The following is a 23,397-nucleotide window of genomic DNA, read 5'->3' on the forward strand; positions in this document are numbered from 1 at the left end:
TGATAATGTGAAACCGTTAATAGGTATTACTACTTACTTAGTGAAAGATAGGGAATTAAAGGAGAAAAGGTATAGGGGGTTGCCCGGTCAAGATATGCAGATGTCGACTATGGATTATTCAAGATGTATTAAAAAGGCAGGAGGAATTCCTGTTACTATACCTGTTATACATGATGATGATTACATAGAAGAATTATCAAACATATTAGATGGTTTTCTTTTTTCTGGTGGACCTGATATTTATCCATTTAAATATGGACAGGCATTAAAAAAGGGAATAGGTTTAATAAATCCTGAAAGAGATGATTTTGAATTTAAATTACTAGATAAGGTTTTAAAGAAGGATAAGCCTGTTTTCGGGATATGTCGTGGGTTTCAATTAATAAATGTTTATTTTGGTGGGACATTATATCAAGATATATCAAAAACAAATATGACTGACATAGAACATGTAGGAATAATGATTCCCAAATATGAATATTGCCATGATGTAATTATTGATAATGAAAGCAAGTTATATTTAGCGTTTAAAACAAATAAATTGAAAGTTAACAGTTTTCATCATCAAGCTATAGATAAATTAGGAGAAGGTTTGTTAAAAACAGCATGGTCAAAAGATGGTATAATTGAAGGATTTGAACATCCAGATTATTCATTTATAGTTGGAGTTCAGTGGCATCCAGAGATGATGGTTGAAGTACATAAAGAACAGTTAAGTGTATTCCAGTTGTTTATAAATAATATAAAAAGATTAAGGAAGAATGTTTAAATGGAAAATGCTGTTGTGCATTATGGTTTTTTATCTATTTTTCCAGCTATTGTTGCATTGGGATTAGCAATTTGGTCAAAACGCAACTGCTATTATGGGATGTTTTTTGTTTCCAAGTGCTTATTTTAGTTCTTTAGCTACTGGTACAGTTTTCAAGCCGATTTATGATAAAATGAAGTTGAAAATTATAAAATATTATAATATTATGTTATTTAATAGATGCTATTATAAATATTGTATAGACATATAAAGGTGAAAATTTTATGAAAAATATATTAAAAAAGATTGTAATAATATTGCTTTTTTTATTTATAATGTCCTTTATTATTATCGAAGGATTAATTATAAATGAAGGAAGATTAGATGATGATATTAATTCTGAAAATATAGACTATATTATTATTTTAGGAGCTAGATTGTATGGAAGTACTCCTTCACCAGCATTGTATGAAAGATTAAATAAGGCTTATGAATATGCAGTAAAAAATAAAAAGCTAAAAATTGTGGTAACTGGTGTGGACAAGGGGAAAATGAAGATGTTCCAGAAGCTGAAGCAATGAAGAAGTTTTTAATAGCAAAAGGAATACAAGAAGATAGAATAATACAAGAAGATAAATCGACAAGTACTTATGAAAATTTAAAATTCACTAAAAATATAATTGAAAAAATTAATAAAAAAAATAAATATAAAGTACTGATTATTACTTCTGATTTTCATTTATTTAGAGCAAAGTTTTTGGCTAAGAGATTGGGCTTTAAAGCTTATGGAATACCTGCTAAAACTCCAGAGAGTATAAAAAAATATATATATTTAAGGGAATATGCAGCAGTTATTAAATCTTTTTTATTAGATTGACATATGAATTTGAAATAAATGGTACAATAGTTTTATAGTTTAAGTCGGTCTTTTGACCGATTTTTTCAATTTTAATTTTACTAATCTATATTGTAGTAAATATCAACTTTTAATAATAATTTATATACGATAGAGAAAAAATGGAGAATATTGAAGTATATTAAAGAAATTTAGAATAATATGTACATAGTTATAAAAAAATGGGACGATTTATATATTGTATTAGTAATATAATTTTGGTACAATCTAATAGACTACAAATTTAATCGAATAATTTTTTAACCCTTTTTGCTCTGTAAGGGTATTTTTTGTTACCTTCGCATCTATATATAGTATATAGAGATGTAAAACATACAAAATATAGAGAAAGGAAGAAGTTTAATGATTGAGTATATTAAGAAGCGGGATGGAAGAATAATTAATTTTATTCCTGAAAAAATTACAGCTGCCATTTTTAAAGCTGCAAAATCGGTTGCAGATAAGGAAGGAATTGAAGCATCTTATGAAATAGCGGAAAAGTTAACTATGGATGTTGTAGCTCTTTTAAATAAGAAGTATGCAGATGAAATACCGACAGTTGAACAAGTACAGGATGCAGTAGTAAAAGTGCTTATCGAAAAAGGACATGCAAAGACAAGTCAAGAATATATACTCTATAGAGCAGAGAGAACGAGAATAAGGGAAAGTAAAACTCGTCTTATGAAGACCATAGAAAATATTACACTAAAAGATGCAACAGAAAGTGATACAAAGAGAGAAAATGCCAATATAGATGGAAATACTGCAATGGGAACAATGCTTCAGTATGGAAGTGCAGTTTCTAAAGAATTTTGTAAAACTCATATATTAAAACCTGAACATGCTTTTGCTCATGACAATGGAGACATACATATACATGACTTAGATTTTTTCAATATGGGAACTTTGACATGTACACAGATAGATATATTAAAACTTTTTAAAGGTGGATTTTCTACAGGTCATGGCTTTTTAAGAGAACCTCAAGATATAATGAGTTATGCTGCATTAGCTGCAATAGCAATACAATCTAATCAAAATGACCAACATGGTGGACAAAGTATACCTACTTTTGATTATGGATTAGCTCCAGGTGTGAAAAAAACTTATAAAAGACTTTATAAAGAAAATTTATCTAAAGCACTTATGCTAAATTTTGATTTGGAATATGATGAAGCGGTAAAATTAGCTGAGGAAATAATAAAAACTTGTGAAGAAAAGAGCAAAGCAGAGTTAAGATTAAAAGAAAATGATGCATATGTAGAAGCTGAGATAGAATTATTAAAAGAAAAATTTAATATAGATGAGAAAGAAGCATTTAAAGTACATAATTTTGTTACAAAACATGCATATAAGGAAACAGATAGAAGAACTTATCAAGCTATGGAAGCTTTTATACACAATTTAAATACAATGCATTCAAGAGCAGGAGCACAAGTTCCATTTAGTAGTATTAATTTTGGTACAGATACATCTGAAGAAGGAAGAATGGTTTCAAGAAATTTACTTCTTGCTACTGAAGCAGGGCTTGGAAATGGAGAAACTCCAATATTCCCAATACTCATATTCAAAGTTAAAGAGGGAGTAAATTATAATGCTGAAGACCCAAACTATGATTTATTTAAATTATCTTGTAGAGTATCAGCTAAAAGATTATTTCCTAACTTTGGATTTTTAGATGCTCCATTTAATGCAAAATATTATATACCGGGACGTCCAGAAACAGAAGCTGTTTATATGGGATGTAGAACTAGAGTAATAGGCAATGTATATGACAAAACTAGAGAGATAGTTACGGGTAGAGGAAATATTTCGTTTACATCTATTAACTTACCGAGATTGGGAATAAAACATGGACAAGTAACAAAAGGAACTGCTGATTTAGAAGGATTTTTCAAAGAACTTGATGAAAAAGTAGATTTAGTTATAGACCAGTTAATGGAAAGACTTCAAGTACAGCAGAGCAAGAAAGTTAAAAACTTTCCGTTTTTAATGGGGCAGGGAGTATGGATTGATTCAGACAAATTAGATTGGGAAGATAGGTTAACTGAAGTAGTTAAACATGGTACACTAACTGTCGGTTTTATAGGTCTTGCTGAATGTTTAAAAGCTTTGATAGGTAAACATCATGGTGAAAGTGATGAGGCTCAAGAGTTAGGGCTTAAAATAATTAGATTTATGAGAGAAAAATTAGATAAAACAGCAGAAAAGTATAAACTTAACTTTTCTCTTATTGCAACTCCAGCAGAAGGATTATCAGGAAGATTTACTAGAATAGATAAGAAGATATTTGGAGAAATAGAAGGTGTAACTGATAGAGATTATTATACAAATTCCTTCCACATACCTGTTTATTATAAAATAAGTGCTTTTGACAAAATAAGATTAGAAGCACCTTACCATGAACTTACAAATGCTGGGCATATTACATATATAGAACTTGACGGAAATCCTTCTGATAATTTAGAAGCTTTTGAAACGATTGTTAGAGCTATGCATGAAGCTGGTATCGGATATGGAAGTATAAATCATCCTGTGGATAGAGACCCGGTTTGTGGATATAACGGTGTTATCGGTGATAGATGTCCAGGATGTGGCAGAACTGAAGATGATGGAGTGAAATTTGAGAGAATTAGAAGAATAACAGGATATTTAGTTGGAACGATAGACAGATTTAATGATGCGAAACTTGCGGAGGTAAAAGATAGAACGAAACATAGTTTTTAAATATGGGAAGGTGATTTTATGTTTATAAGACTATCCCATGTAATTACAAGAGATAGTATAGTTGATGGTCCTGGGCTTAGAGCGGTTATATGGACTCAGGGATGTAAACATAATTGCAAGGGCTGTCATAATCCTTCAACTCACGATTTTAATGGTGGATTTTTAATGGATATTAATGACGTAATAAAGGAAATAAAAGATTTAAAACTTCATAGAGGTATAACTTTTTCTGGTGGAGAGCCTTTTGAACAGCCTATTGAGTGTTTAGAGATAGCAAAAGCAGCAAGACAGCTTGGATTAGATATATGGTGTTATACTGGATATACATTTGAAGAACTCATCAATAAAAATGGAAAAAGGTATAAAGAGGGTTGGATAGAATTTTTACAATATATAGATGTTCTTATAGATGGACCGTTTATACTTGAAAAGAAAAATCTGCTTTTAAAATTTAGAGGTTCGGAAAATCAGAGGATTTTAGATGTACCAAAATCTTTAAAATATAAGAAGCCTTTGCTTAAAGAGGAATATTACGAAATTCCAGAAGCTGCCATAGCAAGATAAAAAAAGCTCCTTGATAGAGAATAAAATTTTCTATCAAGGGGTTTTCTTATGTAAAGTTAAAGAAAGAGATGTAGTTAGCCGAAATTAATACATAGAGGAAAAATTATAATGGGTTTGAATAAGATAAGTTTTGAAAGTATTAATTTTGCAATCATAAGTCGATAGTAATAGAGAGGTAATGTCTATGGCAAAAGATATAAAGCTTGACGAAAGTATTTTGAAAAAAAATAAAATACCTGTACTTATAAAGGATAAAGAATGGAAAACTTTATTTAGTGATATTTTGACTAGAAATATGAAAAAACTAGTAAATAAGCTAGAAAAATTATTAGAAGAAGAAAGAGAATGTAAGATCAAACTAAAAGAGTATAAAAAACAAAAAAAGGCATATATGGATTTGATTTTAAAACTTTCTGATGAAGCAAATTCTAAAAATAATGAAAGGGCACTAATGCAGCTTGAAGAAGCTAAAAATAAAATATTAGAAATAAATGATTTTATAGATGAAATTCAATTTCGATTAGAAACTTTGCCTAAGGAAATTGATAAGACTAATTTTGAGTTGCTAAAAGAAACAGTTATAATTTCCTATGATTATATAAGAGAAGGAAGAGAAAGATTAGAGTATTTAAATGAGGAGATACAAAGAATAAGAAAACTTTTAGGTAATATGTGGGAAGAAAAATTTACAAAAGAAAAGAAGATTAATAACTTATATTTATACCTGCATGGAACACTTGGACATGAAGAAATTGACAGATTAGATAGAAAGTATTTATAACAGACACATGAAATCATGTGTCTTTAGTTTTTTGCTGATATTTATAAGCTATTGACCATTAACTGAATAAAATTTTATACTCAAATAAAGTAAAAAATTCAGTAAAATTGGTTTTAGAATTATAAAATTATAAAAAAAGGATAGGTGAAGTTATGATTAATGGAATAGGAATAGACATTATAGAAATAAATAGAATATATAATGCAGTTAAAAAAGAGAGATTTTTGGAAAAAATATTTACAGATAGAGAAATCGAATATTTCAAAAAGATTAACTATAATATCAATACTATAGCAGGAAGTTTTGCTGCAAAGGAAGCTGTTGCAAAAGCTTTAGGAACTGGTATAAGAGGGTTTAGATGGATAGATATAGAAATAATTAGAAATAAGCTAGGAAAACCTGAAGTAATTTTGTATGGAAAAGCTAAAGAAATAGCACATGCAAATGGAATACAGAAAATATTAGTTTCAATTTCTCACAGCAGAGAATATGCAGTATCTCAGGCGATAGGTATATAAGTTAAATTAAAAGTTTAGCTGTTAAATTATAATATAAAATTTATAATTAATCAGATATAAAAAAGCATAAAAATAAAGGTGGGGTTTAAAAATGAAAGTCGTATTAAATGAAGAAATGAGGAAAATTGATAAAACAACAATAGAAAAGTATGGAATACCGGGGATAATTTTAATGGAAAATGCCGGATTGGGTGTAGTTGAAGAAATAATAAAAGATTTTAAAAGAGACTCTAATTTTACTATTATATGTGGTAGAGGAAACAATGGGGGGGATGGATTTGTAATAGCAAGACATTTATATAATAAAGGATATAATGTAAAAGTATTCATTGTAGGAGATAGCAGAGATATTTCTAAAGATGCATTAATTAATTTTAAAATAATACAAAATCTTAACATAAATATAACTAATATACTTGATGAAAAAGACCTTTTAAAACTTAAAGAAGGAATTTTAAGCAGCACAGTAGTGATAGATGCATTATTTGGAACAGGATTATCTAGTGAAGTTAAGGGAATTGCTAGTGAAGTAATTAAGTATATGAATAAATATAGTAAGTACATTTTTTCTGTAGATGTTCCATCTGGAATTTGTGGAGATAATGGACAAGTTTGTAGTTTAGCTGTAAAAGCAGATAAGACAATTACATTTGGGCTCAAAAAGTGTGGAAATATACTTTATCCCGGAGCTGAATATTGTGGAGAACTTATATTAAAAGATATAGGAATACCCAGGGAAGTTGTAGATTTGATGAATTTAAAATTTAATATTATTACTGAAGAAATAGTTAAAGACAGTATTCCTATAAGAAAAAAGGATAGTCATAAGGGAAGTTATGGAAAGGCAAATGTAATAGCTGGTTCTTTTGGAATGACAGGTGCGGCAATACTTACATGTAAATCTGCTTTAAGAAGTGGATTAGGTCTTTTGAGATTATATATAGCTGAAAGCTTGAATTTTATAATAAAAACTAATGTACCAGAAGCTATAACTGTTCCACTTGGGGAAATTAGAAAAGGTGTTATAGGAATTAATAATATTAGAGAAATATTAGAAGGAACAAAAGATGCAGATGTATTGACTATAGGACCGGGCTGTGGGAATACTTCAGAACTATCAGAAATACTTAAACGCATTATTGGAGAAGTTGATAAACCTATGGTTATTGATGCTGATGGACTTAATGTTTTATCAAAGAATGTTGAATGGCTTAGTAAGAAAAAATCAGAAATAGTCATAACACCACATTTAGGAGAAATGTCTAGACTAACTGGATTGAGCATAGAAGAAATCAAAAGAAATCCTATAGAAGTTGCAAAGAATTTTGCACAAAAGTGGAATGTAATAACTGTGTTAAAAAGTGCAAGGACTATTATAGCTTCGCCAAAAGGAGAAGTATTTATTAATGTAAATGGAAATCCGGGAATGGCTACAGCAGGTTGCGGTGATGTTTTAACGGGGATAATTACAGGATTTATAGCACAAGGAATAGAGCCTCTAAAAGCAGCTATTATTTCTGTATATATACATGGGTTGACAGGTGATAGAGTTGCAGAGAAAAAAGGAGAATATGGATTAGTTGCAGGAGATATTATTGAAAAGCTCCCATATACTATTAAAGATGTGATTGGCAGATAAAATAAAGAATATTTAAAAAATCCCCACGTAAAATTAATTATTAGATAGAATTTATCTATGATTTTACAGGGGGAGATGAATTTGAAATATAAGATTTTTTTAATTAGTATTTTTATAATTTTAATTTTAGTTGGATGTAGGGAAAAAAGTGATGAACAGTTATTTTATGATGTACAAAAATTTATTACGGGTTTAGATAGTTATACCTGTACTGCTTATATAACAATTTATGGTAATAAAGAGCCTGAAACATATATTGTAAAGCAGTGGTATAAGGCACCTGATAAATATAGGATAGATATAGAAAAGCCTGAAGAATTAAGAGGTAAAACAACTATATATAATGGAAATAAAGTTTTAATAAGACATCCGAAAATAGGGCAAGGTTGGATTATGGAAAATTATAAAAATACAGTAGAGCAAAAAATGTTTTTAGGATATTTTATACATAATTATCTGAATAATGAAAATGGAAAAATCAAAAAACAAACTATTAAAAAAATTGACTATTTACTATTTGAGACTGAAATACCCGGTGAACACCCATACTTTAACAGAGAAAAATTATGGTTTGAAATAAAAAAATATTACCCATATCGTCTTCAAATTTTAGATATTAATGGTAAAATAAGAGTAGATATCAAATATCGAAATTTTGAATATAATCAGAAAATTGAAGACGATGTATTTAAAATTCACATTAAAAATTGATAGGGGGAGTATTTTAAAATGATAAAGGAGTTAAGACCGGTATGGGTGGAGGTAAATTTAGATAATTTAGCCCATAATATTAGGGAAGTAAAAAAAATTATAAAACCGGGTGTTTTAGTAACTGCTGTTTTAAAAGCAGATGCTTATGGACATGGAGCATCTTATATAGGGCAAACTCTTCTTGAAAATGGAGCAGACAGATTTGCAGTAGCAACGCTTTCAGAAGCTATACAGCTTAGAAAAAAATATAAAGATGTACCAATTTTAATATTAGGTTATACTCCAAATGAAAGTGCAGAAGATGTAATAAGATTTAATATAATTCAAACGATTTATTCATATAAACAAGCTAAGTTTTTTTCTGATAAAGCAAAGGAATTAGGAAAAACTGTAATGTTGCATGTAAAGATAGATACAGGTATGAACAGATTAGGTTTTCAGCCAAGTGAAAAATCTATAGAGGAGATAAAAAAGATAGTTAATCTTCCAAATATTTTTATAGAGGGTATATTTACACATTTTGCAGTTGCAGATGAAGAAGATAAAGAATTTACTTATGAACAAGTCAAAAAATTTAATTATGTTGTAGATGAATTGGAAAAAGAAGGTATTAAGATACCAATTAAACATGTTTCTAATAGTGCTGCAATAATAGATTTACCAGAATTAAATTATGATATGGTTAGAGCAGGAATAATGCTTTATGGATTATATCCTTCTAATGAAGTAAATAAGAAAAGAGTAAACTTAAAGCCAGTTATGTCTTTAAAGACAAGAGTAGCTCATGTAAAAGATGTCAAAGCGGGAATTGGAATAAGTTATGGACTTATATATAAGACTGATAAAGAATCTAGAATAGCTACACTGCCTATAGGTTATGCTGATGGATTTACTAGGATGTTAACAGGTAAGGCACAAGTTTTAGTTAAAGGAAATAAAGTTCCTGTAGTTGGTAGAATTTGCATGGATCAATGTATGATTGATGTTACAGGTTTAGATGTAAAAGTTGGAGATGAAATAATAATATTTGGAAGTGATGGTGGAGATTCTATTTCTGTAGATGATATAGCTAAAAAATTAGGTACTATTAATTATGAAGTAGTTTGCATGATTAGTAAAAGAGTACCAAGAGTATATATTAAAGATAAAAAGATAGCAAAAAAAGTAGACTATGTTTTGAACTTATAAGAATAAAAAATCATATAGACGTATAAAAAGAGAGTTATATTGACACACTTATATTAATAATATATAATGTACATGTCATTATATAATTAATATGGAGTATTATATTTATTTTAAGGAAACTTTCCCGGAGGTGCATTATGGCCGAATCTAGAAGAATAATGGTATGTGTTCCTGATTCTTTACTTCAAGAAGTTGATTACATAGTAAAATTAGAAAATAAAAATAGAAGTGAGTTTATAAGAGAGGCCATGAAATTGTACTTAAGGGAGAGGAAAAAGATGGATATAAGAGAAGCAATGAAAATAGGTTATCAAGAAATGGCATCAATAAATTTAGTATATGCTGAAATGGGTATGGATATAGATATGGACTGTCTTAAAAGATATGAGGCACAATTGGCTGCGGAGTGTGAGTAGATTGTTAATTAAAAGAGGAGACGTTTTTTATGCAGATTTGAGTCCTGTAATTGGCTCGGAACAAGGTGGTGTACGACCTGTATTAGTTATACAAAATGATATAGGAAATAAATATAGTCCAACTGTTATAATTGCAGCAATTACTTCGCAGATTAATAAGGCTAAATTACCAACGCATGTAGAACTAAATGGATTGAAAAATGGACTACCAAAAGATTCTGTTATTCTTTTAGAACAAGTTAGAACTATAGATAAGAGAAGATTTATTGAGAAAATTTGTAGGCTTGATGAAGATATAATGAAAAAAGTTAATGAAGCATTGATGATAAGTCTTGGACTTGTTGATATATAATGAAATAAATAAGAATAAAATGAATAACCCTCGAAATTGGGGGTTTTGTTTTTTGTTATAAAATAGTTTTTAAATAATGTAAAAAATTAATAATGTAAAGTTTATAATCACATCTATAAAAATCTATGATATACTTAATAAAGATAAAATATTCTAAGGGGGTAAGCTTGTGATAAGAAAATCTATGAATAGAAAAATTATAGCTTTTGCATTGGGTATAGCAGCATTAATATCATTTCCATACATAAGTAAAGCTGTGGATTCAGAGCCGGGTTCAGAAGAAGACCCTATAGTTACTCAAGGATATGTTGAAATGAGAAATAATCAATTGAAATATTACATAGATGAAAGCATAAAAAAGATAAATGATTCTATAGTTGAAATAAATAATCAAATACAGAAAATCAGTAAAGATATGGGAAATAGTAGCAATAATAATAAAGATATAAATATTTCGTCTTCTATTTCAAGTACATATGAAATAGTTACAGTACCAGCAAATAAAAAAATTATATTAGGTGCAAGTACTGAATTGATTTTAAGAGCTGGGCAAGCTACTGTTATTGACAGTCAGTACGGAGGGTTAGCTGATGTAACTATGGGGAAAGATTTAAAATATGGAGAAAGAGTACCTTCTAATCACCTTTTAATAGTACCACGTGATGATGGTAGAGGAGCAGAGGCCAAAACAGATGCAATTTTTATGGTAAAGGGAAGCTATTATATAATAGAATAGAAAGTTTAAACAAAAGCGGCTTTAGTCGCTTTTGTTTAAGTGTATTATAAAAAGAAATTGGAGGATGAAATGGTAAAAAGACAGAGTACTATAAATACAGTTATATTAGTAATAGGTCTTACCATAATATCGAAATTATTTGGTTCAATAAGAGAAATATTAATAGGAAGCAGATTTGGAACAACTCTTGAAGCCGATTCATATTATTTAGCTTACAAAGTAACTGCGTTGGTATTTATGAGTATAGGAAGTGCTATAACTGCTACTATGATTCCAATAATAGTCAAATATATATCTAAAGGTGATAAAGAAAGAGCATATCAGTTTGCAAATAAAATTTTTACTATTTTAATAGGAATAGCTTTATTATTAATTACATTTGGCATTTTATTATCACCTTATTATACTAGGTATATAGCTATAGGTTTTGAAGGCTACAAGTATAACCTTACAGTATCTTTGATAAAGATAATGTTTCCAATTTTGGGCTGTATATTTATTACTTATGTGTTTGTATCTATTTTACAATCGTTTGGAAAGTTTTCCATTACTTCGATATTGAGTATACCATTTAATATAATTATAATTTGCTATTTGATATTTTTTTCTTCTAAATACGGAATAAAAGGACTTGCAGTAGCAACTTTAATAGGATGGATAATGCAATTTTTAATACAAGTACCATATCTTTTAAAGAAAGGTTTTAAATTAAAAATCATTTTTGATTTTAATGACGAAGATGTTAAAAGTTTTTTTAAACTGATACTGCCTACACTATTAGCTACGACAGTTTATACTGTAAATATTTTAGTTGATTCAAGTTTGGCATCTACACTGTCTGACGGAAAAGTTGCTGCATTAAATTATGCTTATATGATTTATTCTTCAATAGCTACAACAACCATATATGGTATAAGTACGGTTTTATTTCCAAAATTTGCACAAAGCAGTAGTTTACAGAGTTATGATAAATTTAAAAGAGAAATAAATTCTACAATAAAAGTTTTATTTTTTATTCTTATTCCTATGGCTGCTGGACTCATAGTTCTTAGCAGACCTATAGTAGAAATAGCTTTTAGAAGAGGAGCTTTTGATGAAAGAGCTGTTATTTTGACTAAAACAGCCTTAATTTATTATTCTATAGGTATGATAGGTTTTGGACTTCAAGAAATTTTTAACAAAAGTTTTTTTGCATTGAAAGATACTAAAACTCCAATGAAATTTGGAATGATAAGTGTTGGTATAAATATTGTATTAAATATAATTTTAGTTAGAATAATGGATTTAGGTGGATTAGCATTAGCTACTTCTATAGCAACAGTTTCAAATGGTATAATGCTATATATTAGTTTGATGAAAAAGGTTGGAAAGTTTGACAACAAAGATATAATAAAACAAATATTTAAAGTTTTGATAAGTGTATTAATAATGAGTTTAATGGTTTCTTTTTCATATAATATTTTAATTTTTAGATTAAATGGAACTTCTATTTTGATTAATAAAGGAATATCTCTAATTACTTCTGTGTTTGTTGGAATTTTTACATACATTTTAATGACTATTTTTTTAAGAATAAATGAAACGAAGTATTTAATAGATAATTATGTTATGATTTTTTTAAAGAAAGACAAGAGGTGAATTATGAATATCATAAAAAACATATGTCTCATTCTTTATTATTTAATAGGAAGACACCTGCCAGCTTCACAAAGTCCATATTCCTTTGGAGCAAAGAAAATAAGGTATGTTTTATGCAAGAAAGTATTTAATAAAACTGGTAAAAATGTTAACATAGAACATGGAGTTTTTTTTGGTAGAGGTTTTGATATTGAAATAGGTGAAAATTCAGGACTTGGGATAAACTGTAGAGTTTCAGGTCCTCTAAAAATAGGAAAAAATGTTATGATGGGACCAGAAGTTATGATATATACATCAAATCATAAAATAGATGATGTAAATATTCCAATGATATTTCAAGGGGATACTCCTAAAGAATTGGTAGAAATAGAAGATGATGTTTGGATAGGAGCTAGGGCAATTATTTTACCTGGAGTTAAAATAGGAAAGGGTTCTGTTATTGCAGCAGGAGCAGTTGTAACTAAAGATGTACCACCTTATGCAGTAGTAGGCGGTAACCCTGCAAAAATAATAAAATTTAGAAAATAAGGAAAATACCTTGAGGGGAAGTAGAATATGAAAAAAGAGGTTGTTATATTTTCCCTATTGAATTGGGAAAGTAAATTGCTACATAGGTCGCATATGCTTGCAAAATATTTTCAAAAAGCAGGATTTAAAGTTATATATATACAAAAAGAAAATGTACACGAAACATTTCGATTAAGTTTTAAGCCTAAAGTAAAAAAAGATAAAGAAATTACTATTATGAGTTTGCCAGCACTTCCATATTTAAAAGGAAAAATATCTTATATATATAAACTGAACGATATTATTTTAACTAAACAGTTGACAAAGATATTTAAACTTTTTGATGACCCTTTTATTATTCTTGAATCACCTTATTGGATTAGAGCTGTAATAAGCAGTAGGGGGAATAAAGGAATAGTTTGTTATGATATAAGCGATGATTTTAGTCAATTTGCTACTAATGAAAAGTGGAAAAGTAAACTTTTAGAGTATGAAGAAGAAACAATTCAAAAGTCAGATTATATATTTGTTACAGCTAGTGAGTTGAAAAATAAGGTAAAAGATAAAAAAGTATTTTTGATAGAAAATGGAGTCGATTTAGATGGATTTCAGGATGCAAAAAATATACTAGCACATGATTATAAAAAACCTATATGTGGATTTATAGGAGGACTTTTTGAATGGGTAAACTTTGAACTTATAGAAAAGTGTGCTAAAAGTTATCCGAATTATGATTTTGTACTTATTGGACCGACTGATAGAAAAGAAAAAATAGGTGAATTATGTAGGATATCTAATATTCATTATTTAGGAGAAAAAGATAAAAAAGATATAGGAGATTACTTTAAAAGTCTTGATATGGGAATTATACCTTTTGTATCAGAAGATGTGTATCCTAGATTAAAGACTGTAAACTCAAATAAAGTATTTCAATACTGTTATTTTGGGTATCCTATTGTCTCGACAAATTTTGGACAAGTTAGGGATTTAAATGATATTATTGATGTAGCTGATACTGACGAAGAATTTATTTCTAAATTAGGGATAGCTATGGAAAAAAACAATGAAAATTTGGAAGAAAAGAGAAGAAAATTTGCAATAGATAATTCATGGGAACAGAGAATTAAACAAATGATTGCAGCTGTTTTTGAAAAATAAGGTTAATATAATTAAAGAAGGGAGGCAGCTGCTAGATTGGCAGATATAAATGAAAGTATTACATTTAATTAGTGGTGGAGATACAGGTGGGGCTAAGACCCATGTAATAAATTTACTTAAAGAACTACAAAAACATATAGATATTGAATTAATCTGTTTTTTAGAAGGTGATTTTTCAAAAGAAGCTAGAAAACAAGGCATTAATATAAAAGTATACGAGCAAAAAAGCAGATTGGATTTTTCAGCAGTAAAAAAGCTTATAAACACTATAAATAGTGAAAAATTTGATATTATTCATAGTCATGGAGCGAGGGCTAATTTTATTTCTCTGCTTATAAAATTATTTTTAAGAAAAACAGTTATCACTACCATACATAGTGATTACAGATTAGATGATTTTATTGGAAGTCATTTAAAAAATGTGATTTTTAGGAATATAAATGCATTTTCGCTTAGATTTATGGATTATTATATAGGAGTTTCCGATAATTTTAAAGAAATGTTAATTAGCAGAGGTTTTTCACAGAACAAAGTTTTTTCAGTATACAATGGAATAGATTTTAATAAAGAAATAAATTATGTGAGTAGAGATGAATTTTTTAAAAATCATGGAATAAAAAATACGGGAAATGAGATATGGATTGGAATAATGGGGCGACTTGACCCTGTAAAAGGACAAAATATATTTTTAGAAGGAGCTTCAAAAGCTTACAAAAAAAATAAAAACTTAAGATTTTTATTAGCAGGAGATGGAGAAGAAAGAGAAAATTTAAAGAAATATGCAAGAGAATTGGGAATTGAAAAAGCAACTTACTTTTTAGGATTTATTAATAATCCATTTGATTTTTTTAATGCTATAGATATAAATACGATTACATCATATAGTGAAAGTTTTCCCTATGTGATACTTGAAGGAGCTAAGCTCAAAAAGCCGACTATCAGTTCAGATGTTGGAGGTATAAAGGATATAATATTTCATGGAAAGACAGGCTATTTATTTAAAAAGGGTGATAGTCAAGAGTTGAGTAATCTTATGTTAAAATTAGCTAGTGAAAAAGAAGATTGGAGCAGACTTGGAAACAATTTATATGAATATGTGAAAAATAATTTTTCAACTGAAATCATGGCTAAAAGACATATAGAAATATATAAAAGTATAATTAGCAGTAAATTTTAAGGAGGAAGAAATATGAGATTTGTAGATGATAAGGGAAGATTATTTGGAACAGTAAATTTATTTGATTTATTAGTAATTCTTTTAATATTTGCATTAATAGGTGGTGCGGCTTATAAATTTATTTATTTAGATAATAAAGTTGCATTAAGTGAATCCGATATTACAGTAACTTTGTGGATTGAAGATGTTAGGAAGGTAACGGTTGATACTATAAATGTAGGAGATGTAGTGAGAGAATATGACAGTAATTTATTATTTGGTACTATTGTAGACAAAGAAGTAAAGCCGCATTATGAAGAAGTAGAAACTTCAGATGGTAGAGTAGTAAATGCAAAAGTTGATGGGAAATATGACGTTTATATAACTTTAAAATGTAGAGGTATAGTTAGCGACAATGCAATATCTATAGCAAGTAAAGAAGTAAAAATAGGAGGAAAAATAATCCTAAAGCATAAACTATATGCAGTAAGTACTAGAGCAGTAAAAATTATTACAGAGTAAATAAGGGGCTGTTCTTATGAATAATAGTATTTCATATAGAATATATAGCTTTATAAAAAACATATATATTAATAGTATTATAGTAAAAGCAATATCAAAATTTTTATCGTTTCTCTTTTTTAGTTTAATAAACAGTAAGATTTTTAATATATTATCTAATAAAAAGGATACTGACTATTTTAAAGAATCTGTCATATATAAATTGTATTTATGGTTAATAAAAAAGATGCAGAGATTATTTTATAAAAAAAGTGCAATCCAATCTGTTTTTAAAAATAGTTTTTTTATTAACAATACTAAAAAATTATTTTCCAAAGAAAGTTTAAAAACAGTTAAAATGATATATCTTATTGGGATATTGACTTTAATATTTAATATAATTATTAAAATTTTATTTGGAAATTTCATTTTGACAGGTAATAAAAATATTATTATTTTAATTTTTATATTGAGTTTGCTTTATATTTTAGATATAGATTTTGTAAATATAGTTAGAAATAGCAAAGCATTTAAAATAGGATATAAAATTTTAAATGATATTAAGTAAATTTATATATTTAGCTAGGAGAGGAAAATATGAACATTATCTTACAAAGGAAAAAAAGTATTTTAATGGTAATTTTCTTAAGTATGATTTTTGCAATAGCTTTAAATATACTTCCTACTAAAGCAAGTATTTTGGTATTTTTGGCATTGATGGTATTACCTGTTATTGCATTAAGGTCGGAAATAGGAGTATATTTGGCAGTATTAATGATGCCTTTTATAAACTTTAAATACATTTCATTGTTGATTTTTTATAGTTTTGGCTCTTTCCTAGTTAAAACTTTATATCAAAAGAAAAAGTTAAAGATAACTAAAATAGATGGGCCATTATTGTTATTTTCATTAACAATTTTAATGTCTTCTGTATTTTCAATTACGTTAGTTCAAAGTATTAAAGAATTATTTTATTATATATCGATAATTTTAGCAGTATTTATGATTTCTAAAAGTTTTGATAAGAAAAAACTTAATTATTTACTTTTGTGTTTTTTGCTTGCAGCAGTATTAGTTTCAATTATAGGCATACATCAATATATGATAGGCGATATGGGTCATCAGTCTTGGGTTGATAAGAAAGTAAATCCAGATTTAAAGGCTAGAGCATATTCAACTATGGATAATCCTAATATTTTAGCTGAATATTTAGTTATTGCGTGTAGTATGGGGTTAGTTCTATTTATTGATAGTAAAAACTTTTTAAGAAAAGTGCTGGTAGGAATTTTTACAGCTGTAAATGTATTGTGTCTTCTTTTAACATTTTCAAGGGGTGGATGGGTAGGTTTTGCCATAGCTGTTTTAATAATAATACTTTTTGAAGAAAATAGATTAATTCCTATAGGTATGTTAATAGGTATAATATCTTTATTTTTCCTACCCGAAGTAGTAATTGATAGAATAAAAAGTATAGGAAATTTACATGACAGCTCCAATGCTTATAGATTTTTAATTTGGTCTGCGGCATTGAAAATGTTTAAAGATTTTTGGCTGAGTGGAGTAGGACTAGGTTATGGAGCATTTATAAAAGCATATCCTAATTATATGCTAGCAGGTGTAAAAGCTGCACATGCTCATAATATGTACTTACAAGTTGCAATAGAAACTGGTATTTTAGGATTATTAACATTTTTATACAGTGTTTTAAAAGCTTATGGAATAGGAATTTTAAATATTTTAAAATCTAATGATAAATTCTTTAAAAGATTATCTGTCGCTTCAATTGGAGCACTATCAGGACTTTTATTTCATGGATTAGTTGAACACGTTTTATTTGATTACAGAATAGTTTTTGCATTTTGGCTTATAATTGGAATTATTGTAGCTTCTTGGAACGAGAAAGCTGTTGACAGCTAAAGTTTTGTGTCAATATTTGGAAGAGAGGAAAAATCGATGAAAAAGGTTTTTATATTTGGATATTATGGGTTTAAAAATATTGGAGATGAAGCAATTTTATCTTCTATTATTAAAACTATAAGAGATTTAAATATTCCAATTGAAATATCAGCATTGTCTTATAATGTTAGATATACAGAAAAAATCCATAATATCAAGGGAATTAGGAGAAATAATTTAAAAGAAATATTGACCACGATAAAAAATAGCGACCTTGTAATAAGTGGAGGGGGTTCTTTACTGCAAGATGTAACTAGCAGTCGTTCACTTATATATTATTTAGGATTAATATTTTTAGCAAAATGTTTTGGGAAAAAAGTACTTTTTTTTAGTAATGGATTTGGACCTGTAAATAAAACTATAAATAAGTATTTAGTGAAACATATAGTTAACAAAGTTGATAAAATTATTTTGAGAGATTATGATTCTAAAGATACTATGAAAGATGTAGGGATTAAAGTTGATATTGAAGTGACGAGTGATGCAACATATATATTAGAGGCATCGCCTAGAGAGAAAATTGATACTATATTATCTGATGAAAACATTCCTAGAAACAGACCTATAGTAGCAATATCTGTGAGGTCATGGAATTTTTCAAATGATTTTATAAAGGTTATGGCAAACTTTTCAGATTATATAGTAGAAAGAGGGTATACTGTACTATTTGTTCCAATGCAGATAGAGAAGGATACTGAAATTTCCAAAAAGATTATTAAAAAAATGAAAAATAATGCTTATATAATTCAGAGAGAATATACTCCTCAGGAAATTTTAGGTATAATTGGTGTAAGTTATATTCTTATAGGAATGAGATTACATTCTCTAATATTTGCTTCAATACAAAATATTCCCATGATGGGTATAGAATATGACCCTAAAATAAAATCTTTTTTAAATATGATAAATCAGAAAAATCTAGGAACTCCAGATGAATTGAAGTTAAGTTTTCTCTGCAGTGAATTTGATAAATTAATTAAAAATTATGAGCACAATTTAGAAACAGTTAAAAGTAGGTCGAGGATTCTTAAAAATAAGACAGAGGCAAATAAAAAATGTTTATATAAAATAATTTCTGATATTTAATTTTAAATAAAGCAGGTGTAGTATATGAGAAGTACAGCAGAAATATTTGGTGTGCCGATAGATAAGGTTACTTTAGAAAAAGCTTTTAATAACTTTAAAATGTTTATGACAGATGATAAGCTTTCAATAATTACTACTCCAAATACTGAAATAGTAATGATGGCAAATAAGGATAAAGAACTTTTAGAAGTTCTTAAAAATTCAAATATGAATATACCTGATGGAATTGGACTTATATATGCTTCTAAAATACATAATCTTGAGATACCTGAAAGGGTAACAGGTGTGGATTTTATGAGGAAAATATTAGAATATTGTAATGATATAAATGGTTCTATATTCATTTTAGGAGGAAAACCGGGTGTTGCTCAAAAAGCATGTGAAAATATAAAAAAAAGATTTAAAAATATTGAAATAAAAGGGTTTGAACATGGATATTTTAATAGTGAGGAAGAACAAATTATTATAGAGAAAATAAATAAAGCTAATCCAGATGTATTATTTGTAGCTCTTGGAGCGCCAAGACAAGAAAAATGGATATATAAAAATAGAAAAAGATTAAATGTAAAAGTTGCAATAGGTGTGGGAGGAAGCGTTGATATATGGGCTGGAACAGCAAAGAGGGCACCAGTGATTTATCAAAAACTAGGATTAGAATGGTTTTATAGATTATTGAAAGAGCCTTGGAGATATAAAAGAATGACATCACTTCCTAAATTTATGTTAAAGGTAATATTAAGCAGAGATATTACTAAACCTAAAAACTAATTTTTTAGTTTTATTAAAAAAAAATAACAAAAAAATATGTTTTATTAAAAAAACAACTGTGTTATAATTTGTTTTGTATTTTGAAATTTATAAAAATGGGTGGGAAGATGAAAAAGATAAAAAAGTCATCATTAATGGATTATATGGGAATTACATTTGGGACATTTTTAATGGCTGCAAGTCTTGTATTATTTTTAGAGCCAAATACTATTGCACCCGGGGGTGTAACTGGACTAGCTATAGTTATTCAAAAGATAAGTGGAATACCAATAGATGTTACAAATTTAGCTATCAATATTCCATTATTTATAATAGGCATTATAACTTTAGGTGCAGCCTTCGGGATGAAAACTGTATATGGGATTTTTTTTCTTTCATTTTTTATCAGAATTTTAATTATATTTTTAGGAAAAAATATTAATGCTACTGAGGATTTGCTTTTAGCTTCAATTTACGGTGGAGTATTGATGGGCATAGGGCTTGGATTTGTTTTTAAGAGTAAGGCTACTACAGGTGGAACAGACTTAGCTGGAACAATTTTGCATAAATATATACCAAATCTAAGTATTGCCAAATTAATGATGATGATAGACCTTATCATTATAGCAACAGCTGGAATAGTAGATAAAAATATAGAAACTTCATTATATTCGATAATTGCTTTATATGTAATAGTAAAGGTTGCAGATTTTATAGTTGAAGGATTGAATTATGCAAAGGCATTTCAAATAATTACAGACTATCCTGAAGAGATAAGTAGTGAAATAATAAGTAAATTAAATAGAGGGGTTACAGCTTTAAAGGGTAAGGGAATGTATACAGGCAAAGAAAAAGATGTTCTGCTTTGTGTTGTAGATAGAGCTCAAGTTTCCAAATTAAAAGAAATAGTACATAACATAGATAAAAAGGCATTTATAATGGTGTCAACTATTCATGAAGTACTTGGTGAAGGATTTACAGAAATAAACAAATAATAAGGAGGTATAAAGTAATGAACCAAGATTATAAAGAATTGGAAAAAATAGCTGTGCAAATTAGAAAAGATATTATTAATATGATTGCTGAGGCAGGTTCTGGACATCCGGGTGGTTCACTTTCTGCAGCAGATATAATTACTGCTCTATACTTTAAAAAAATGAACATTGACCCTGAAAATCCTAATTGGGAAGATAGAGACAGATTTGTATTGTCAAAAGGACATGCTGCACCAGTACTTTATGCAGCATTGGCTAGAAGAGGATATTTTTCACCAGATGAACTTTTTAAATTGAGAAAAATAAATTCTATGCTTCAAGGACATCCAGATATGAAGGGAACACCTGGGATAGAAATGTCAACAGGTTCTTTAGGACAAGGTTTTTCAGCTTCAATCGGTATGGCTTTGGCTTCAAAACTTGATGGAAAGAAAAATAGAATTTATGTATTGCTTGGAGATGGAGAAATAAATGAAGGGATAGTTTGGGAAGGAGCAATGGCTGCTGCTCATTATAAATTAGACAATTTGACAGCAATATTAGATTATAATGGATTACAGATTGATGGAAAAAATGAAGAAGTTATGAATATTAAACCTGTAGATGAAAAATGGAAAAGCTTTGGTTGGCATGTTATAGAAATAGATGGACATAATTTTGAAGAAATATTTAAAGCATTTGATGAAGCTGAATCTGTAAAAGGAAAACCAACTATGATAATAGCAAAAACTGTAAAGGGTAAAGGCGTTTCTTTTATGGAAAATAAAGTAGGCTGGCATGGAAGTGCTCCAACTAAAGAAGATAGAGAAAAAGCACTAAAAGAGCTTGGAGGTGAAATATAATGAATAAAGCAGTTGCAACTCGTGAAGCATATGGTAAAGCACTATTAGAAGCAGGAAGAGAAAATGAAAATATAGTTGTATTAGATGCTGACTTGTCTAAATCGACAAAAACTAATATGTTTGCTGGAGAGTTTCCAAATAGATTTTTTGATATGGGTATTGCAGAACAAAATATGATGGCAGTTGCTGCCGGATTGGCTGCTTCTGGAAAAATTCCATTTGCAAGTACATTTGCAGTATTTGCTTCCGGCAGAGCTTTTGAAATAATAAGAAATTCAATATGCTATCCTAAGTTAAATGTAAAGATTTGTGCAACTCATGCTGGTATAACTGTTGGTGAAGATGGAGCTACACATCAAGCTTTAGAAGATATAGCATGTATGAGAGCGTTGCCAAATATGGTAGTTATAAATCCATCTGATGGGGTATCTACTGAAGCTGCTATAAAAGCCATTGCAGAATATAAAGGACCTGTGTATGTTAGATTAGGTAGAGCAAAAGTACCTGTAATTTATGATGAAAATAATTTTAAATTTGAAATTGGTAAAGGAATAGAAGTTAAAGAAGGTAGTGATATAACTATTATTGCTACAGGAATTATGGTATCAAAAGCTTTACAGGCAAGTGAAAAACTTAGTGAGGAAGGAATTTCTGCTAGAGTGATAGATATACATACGATAAAGCCTATAGATAAGGATATAATAGTGAAAGCTGCCAATGAAACTAAAGCAATAATTACAGTAGAAGAACATAATATAATTGGTGGATTAGGTAGTGCTGTTGCAGAAGTTTTAGCAGAAAACTGTCCAGTACCAATGAAGCGAATAGGCATAAATGATACATTTGGTGAATCTGGTAAACCAGATGAACTTATGGAAAAGTATGGATTAACTGCTGAAAATATAATAGAAAACGCTAAGCAGCTTATAGGAAAGTAGTTTTACTACTTTCCTTTTTTTAGAATATTTATGTCCCCTTTTGAATACTATTTATTAATGAAATACTTTAAATTATAGGGGGGACACTATGGAAAATAAAAAGTCAATTAAAAATTTTTTAAACAAGAAATCGATTATGATTTCTATTGTAATTATACTCGTTATTATAAGTGGAACAATGGCAGTGAAGCATTTTACAGATGGAAAAGAAAATGTAAAGTTTGAAATCATTGAAAATCAGCAGATACCAAAAAAATTAAAAGATATTTTACCTAGATATCAAACATTGGAAAGGGCATTAGCATGTAAAGTTGATGATGAGGTTTATGTAGTTGTAACTAGAGGAGAAAAGCCTACAGGAGGATATACAGTTGATATTGAGAAAATAGAAAAAATTAAGGAAGATGGAAAATTTAGATTAGTGGTTCATGCTAAATTTACAGACCCAAAACAAGGTGATGCTGTAACTCAAGGGATTACATATCCTTATGTAGTAGCAAAAACTAATTTAACTGAATTGCCATATAGAATAGAATTGAAAACCGAATATGAAGATTAAAAAGCAGCTTTTTAAGCTGCATTTTTTTTGGCATAAATT

At 28.4% G+C, this 23,397-nt stretch carries 25 protein-coding genes and 1 pseudogene; all 26 read left to right on the top strand.

Annotated elements, in window-relative coordinates:
* Nucleotides 1-7 precede the first annotated feature (7 nt).
* The 26 genes and pseudogenes from BUA90_RS07240 (at nucleotide 8) to BUA90_RS07360 (ending at nucleotide 23,358) form a co-directional block, all read left to right on the top strand.
* Complete coding sequence (locus BUA90_RS07240; RefSeq protein WP_072967103.1) at nucleotides 8-769, top strand: gamma-glutamyl-gamma-aminobutyrate hydrolase family protein; 762 nt, start codon at nucleotides 8-10, stop codon at nucleotides 767-769.
* 263 nt (nucleotides 770-1,032) lie between these two features.
* On the top strand, nucleotides 1,033-1,329 hold the full coding sequence (locus BUA90_RS12505; RefSeq protein WP_200793502.1) for a YdcF family protein: 297 nt from the start codon (nucleotides 1,033-1,035) through the stop codon (nucleotides 1,327-1,329).
* Nucleotides 1,326-1,625 (top strand): YdcF family protein, encoded by a 300-nt coding sequence (locus BUA90_RS12510; RefSeq protein WP_200793503.1) that lies wholly within the window; start codon nucleotides 1,326-1,328, stop codon nucleotides 1,623-1,625. Before BUA90_RS12505 ends, BUA90_RS12510 begins: the two co-directional genes overlap by 4 nt.
* Nucleotides 1,626-2,006: 381 nt before the next feature.
* The gene (locus tag BUA90_RS07250) at nucleotides 2,007-4,370 is read left to right on the top strand and encodes an anaerobic ribonucleoside triphosphate reductase (protein ID WP_072967105.1); all 2,364 of its coding nucleotides are present in this window, start codon (nucleotides 2,007-2,009) and stop codon (nucleotides 4,368-4,370) included.
* 18 nt (nucleotides 4,371-4,388) lie between these two features.
* Nucleotides 4,389-4,934, top strand: a complete 546-nt coding sequence (gene nrdG / locus BUA90_RS07255; protein WP_072967107.1) for an anaerobic ribonucleoside-triphosphate reductase activating protein — start codon at nucleotides 4,389-4,391, stop codon at nucleotides 4,932-4,934.
* A 184-nt stretch (nucleotides 4,935-5,118) separates the two neighbouring features.
* Nucleotides 5,119-5,715, top strand: coding sequence for a hypothetical protein (locus BUA90_RS07260; protein WP_072967109.1), 597 nt, complete (start codon nucleotides 5,119-5,121; stop codon nucleotides 5,713-5,715).
* Between the two features lie 152 nt (nucleotides 5,716-5,867).
* Nucleotides 5,868-6,233 carry a holo-ACP synthase gene (acpS, locus tag BUA90_RS07265; RefSeq protein WP_072967111.1) on the top strand — a complete coding sequence of 122 codons (366 nt, stop codon included), beginning with the start codon at nucleotides 5,868-5,870 and terminating at the stop codon, nucleotides 6,231-6,233.
* A gap of 91 nt (nucleotides 6,234-6,324) precedes the next feature.
* Complete coding sequence (locus tag BUA90_RS07270; protein WP_072967114.1) at nucleotides 6,325-7,872, top strand: bifunctional ADP-dependent NAD(P)H-hydrate dehydratase/NAD(P)H-hydrate epimerase; 1,548 nt, start codon at nucleotides 6,325-6,327, stop codon at nucleotides 7,870-7,872.
* 81 nt (nucleotides 7,873-7,953) lie between these two features.
* Nucleotides 7,954-8,583 (top strand): LolA family protein, encoded by a 630-nt coding sequence (locus BUA90_RS07275; protein ID WP_072967116.1) that lies wholly within the window; start codon nucleotides 7,954-7,956, stop codon nucleotides 8,581-8,583.
* Between the two features lie 18 nt (nucleotides 8,584-8,601).
* Nucleotides 8,602-9,771, top strand: a complete 1,170-nt coding sequence (alr, locus tag BUA90_RS07280; protein ID WP_072967118.1) for an alanine racemase — start codon at nucleotides 8,602-8,604, stop codon at nucleotides 9,769-9,771.
* A 137-nt stretch (nucleotides 9,772-9,908) separates the two neighbouring features.
* A complete protein-coding gene (locus BUA90_RS07285; RefSeq protein WP_072967120.1) occupies nucleotides 9,909-10,187 on the top strand; it encodes a CopG family ribbon-helix-helix protein in 279 nt (92 codons plus the stop codon).
* Between the two features lies 1 nt (nucleotide 10,188).
* Nucleotides 10,189-10,539: a type II toxin-antitoxin system PemK/MazF family toxin gene (locus BUA90_RS07290; RefSeq protein ID WP_072967123.1), complete on the top strand. Its 351-nt coding sequence runs from the start codon at nucleotides 10,189-10,191 to the stop codon at nucleotides 10,537-10,539.
* 169 nt (nucleotides 10,540-10,708) lie between these two features.
* Nucleotides 10,709-11,275 carry a hypothetical protein gene (locus tag BUA90_RS07295; protein ID WP_072967125.1) on the top strand — a complete coding sequence of 189 codons (567 nt, stop codon included), beginning with the start codon at nucleotides 10,709-10,711 and terminating at the stop codon, nucleotides 11,273-11,275.
* Between the two features lie 69 nt (nucleotides 11,276-11,344).
* Nucleotides 11,345-12,913 carry a murein biosynthesis integral membrane protein MurJ gene (gene murJ / locus BUA90_RS07300; protein WP_072967127.1) on the top strand — a complete coding sequence of 523 codons (1,569 nt, stop codon included), beginning with the start codon at nucleotides 11,345-11,347 and terminating at the stop codon, nucleotides 12,911-12,913.
* A gap of 366 nt (nucleotides 12,914-13,279) precedes the next feature.
* Nucleotides 13,280-13,441, top strand: a pseudogene (locus BUA90_RS12825) (DapH/DapD/GlmU-related protein); the annotation flags it as partial.
* A 27-nt stretch (nucleotides 13,442-13,468) separates the two neighbouring features.
* Nucleotides 13,469-14,578 (top strand): glycosyltransferase, encoded by a 1,110-nt coding sequence (locus BUA90_RS07310; protein WP_072967131.1) that lies wholly within the window; start codon nucleotides 13,469-13,471, stop codon nucleotides 14,576-14,578.
* Between the two features lie 49 nt (nucleotides 14,579-14,627).
* Complete coding sequence (locus BUA90_RS07315) at nucleotides 14,628-15,755, top strand: glycosyltransferase (RefSeq protein ID WP_072967133.1); 1,128 nt, start codon at nucleotides 14,628-14,630, stop codon at nucleotides 15,753-15,755.
* Between the two features lie 12 nt (nucleotides 15,756-15,767).
* Nucleotides 15,768-16,256, top strand: coding sequence for a DUF4330 domain-containing protein (locus BUA90_RS07320; protein WP_072967135.1), 489 nt, complete (start codon nucleotides 15,768-15,770; stop codon nucleotides 16,254-16,256).
* Nucleotides 16,257-16,272: 16 nt separating this feature from the next.
* Entirely contained in the window at nucleotides 16,273-16,803 is a 531-nt protein-coding gene (locus BUA90_RS07325) for a hypothetical protein (RefSeq protein WP_072967137.1), read from the top strand.
* Nucleotides 16,804-16,832: 29 nt separating this feature from the next.
* The gene (locus tag BUA90_RS07330) at nucleotides 16,833-18,152 is read left to right on the top strand and encodes an O-antigen ligase family protein (protein ID WP_072967138.1); all 1,320 of its coding nucleotides are present in this window, start codon (nucleotides 16,833-16,835) and stop codon (nucleotides 18,150-18,152) included.
* Nucleotides 18,153-18,188: 36 nt separating this feature from the next.
* The gene (gene csaB, locus BUA90_RS07335) at nucleotides 18,189-19,277 is read left to right on the top strand and encodes a polysaccharide pyruvyl transferase CsaB (protein WP_072967140.1); all 1,089 of its coding nucleotides are present in this window, start codon (nucleotides 18,189-18,191) and stop codon (nucleotides 19,275-19,277) included.
* Nucleotides 19,278-19,301: 24 nt separating this feature from the next.
* A complete protein-coding gene (locus BUA90_RS07340) occupies nucleotides 19,302-20,045 on the top strand; it encodes a WecB/TagA/CpsF family glycosyltransferase (protein ID WP_072967142.1) in 744 nt (247 codons plus the stop codon).
* 107 nt (nucleotides 20,046-20,152) lie between these two features.
* Nucleotides 20,153-21,019 (top strand): YitT family protein, encoded by an 867-nt coding sequence (locus tag BUA90_RS07345; protein WP_072967144.1) that lies wholly within the window; start codon nucleotides 20,153-20,155, stop codon nucleotides 21,017-21,019.
* Nucleotides 21,020-21,036: 17 nt separating this feature from the next.
* Nucleotides 21,037-21,861 (top strand): transketolase, encoded by an 825-nt coding sequence (locus tag BUA90_RS07350; RefSeq protein WP_072967146.1) that lies wholly within the window; start codon nucleotides 21,037-21,039, stop codon nucleotides 21,859-21,861.
* A complete protein-coding gene (locus BUA90_RS07355) occupies nucleotides 21,861-22,799 on the top strand; it encodes a transketolase family protein (RefSeq protein WP_072967147.1) in 939 nt (312 codons plus the stop codon). The genes BUA90_RS07350 and BUA90_RS07355 overlap by 1 nt, the downstream gene beginning before the upstream one ends.
* 88 nt (nucleotides 22,800-22,887) lie before the next feature.
* Nucleotides 22,888-23,358, top strand: coding sequence for a protease complex subunit PrcB family protein (locus BUA90_RS07360; RefSeq protein WP_072967149.1), 471 nt, complete (start codon nucleotides 22,888-22,890; stop codon nucleotides 23,356-23,358).
* Nucleotides 23,359-23,397 lie beyond the last annotated feature (39 nt).

The organism is Caminicella sporogenes DSM 14501, from assembly GCF_900142285.1.
GTDB classification, from domain to species: domain Bacteria; phylum Bacillota; class Clostridia; order Peptostreptococcales; family Caminicellaceae; genus Caminicella; species Caminicella sporogenes.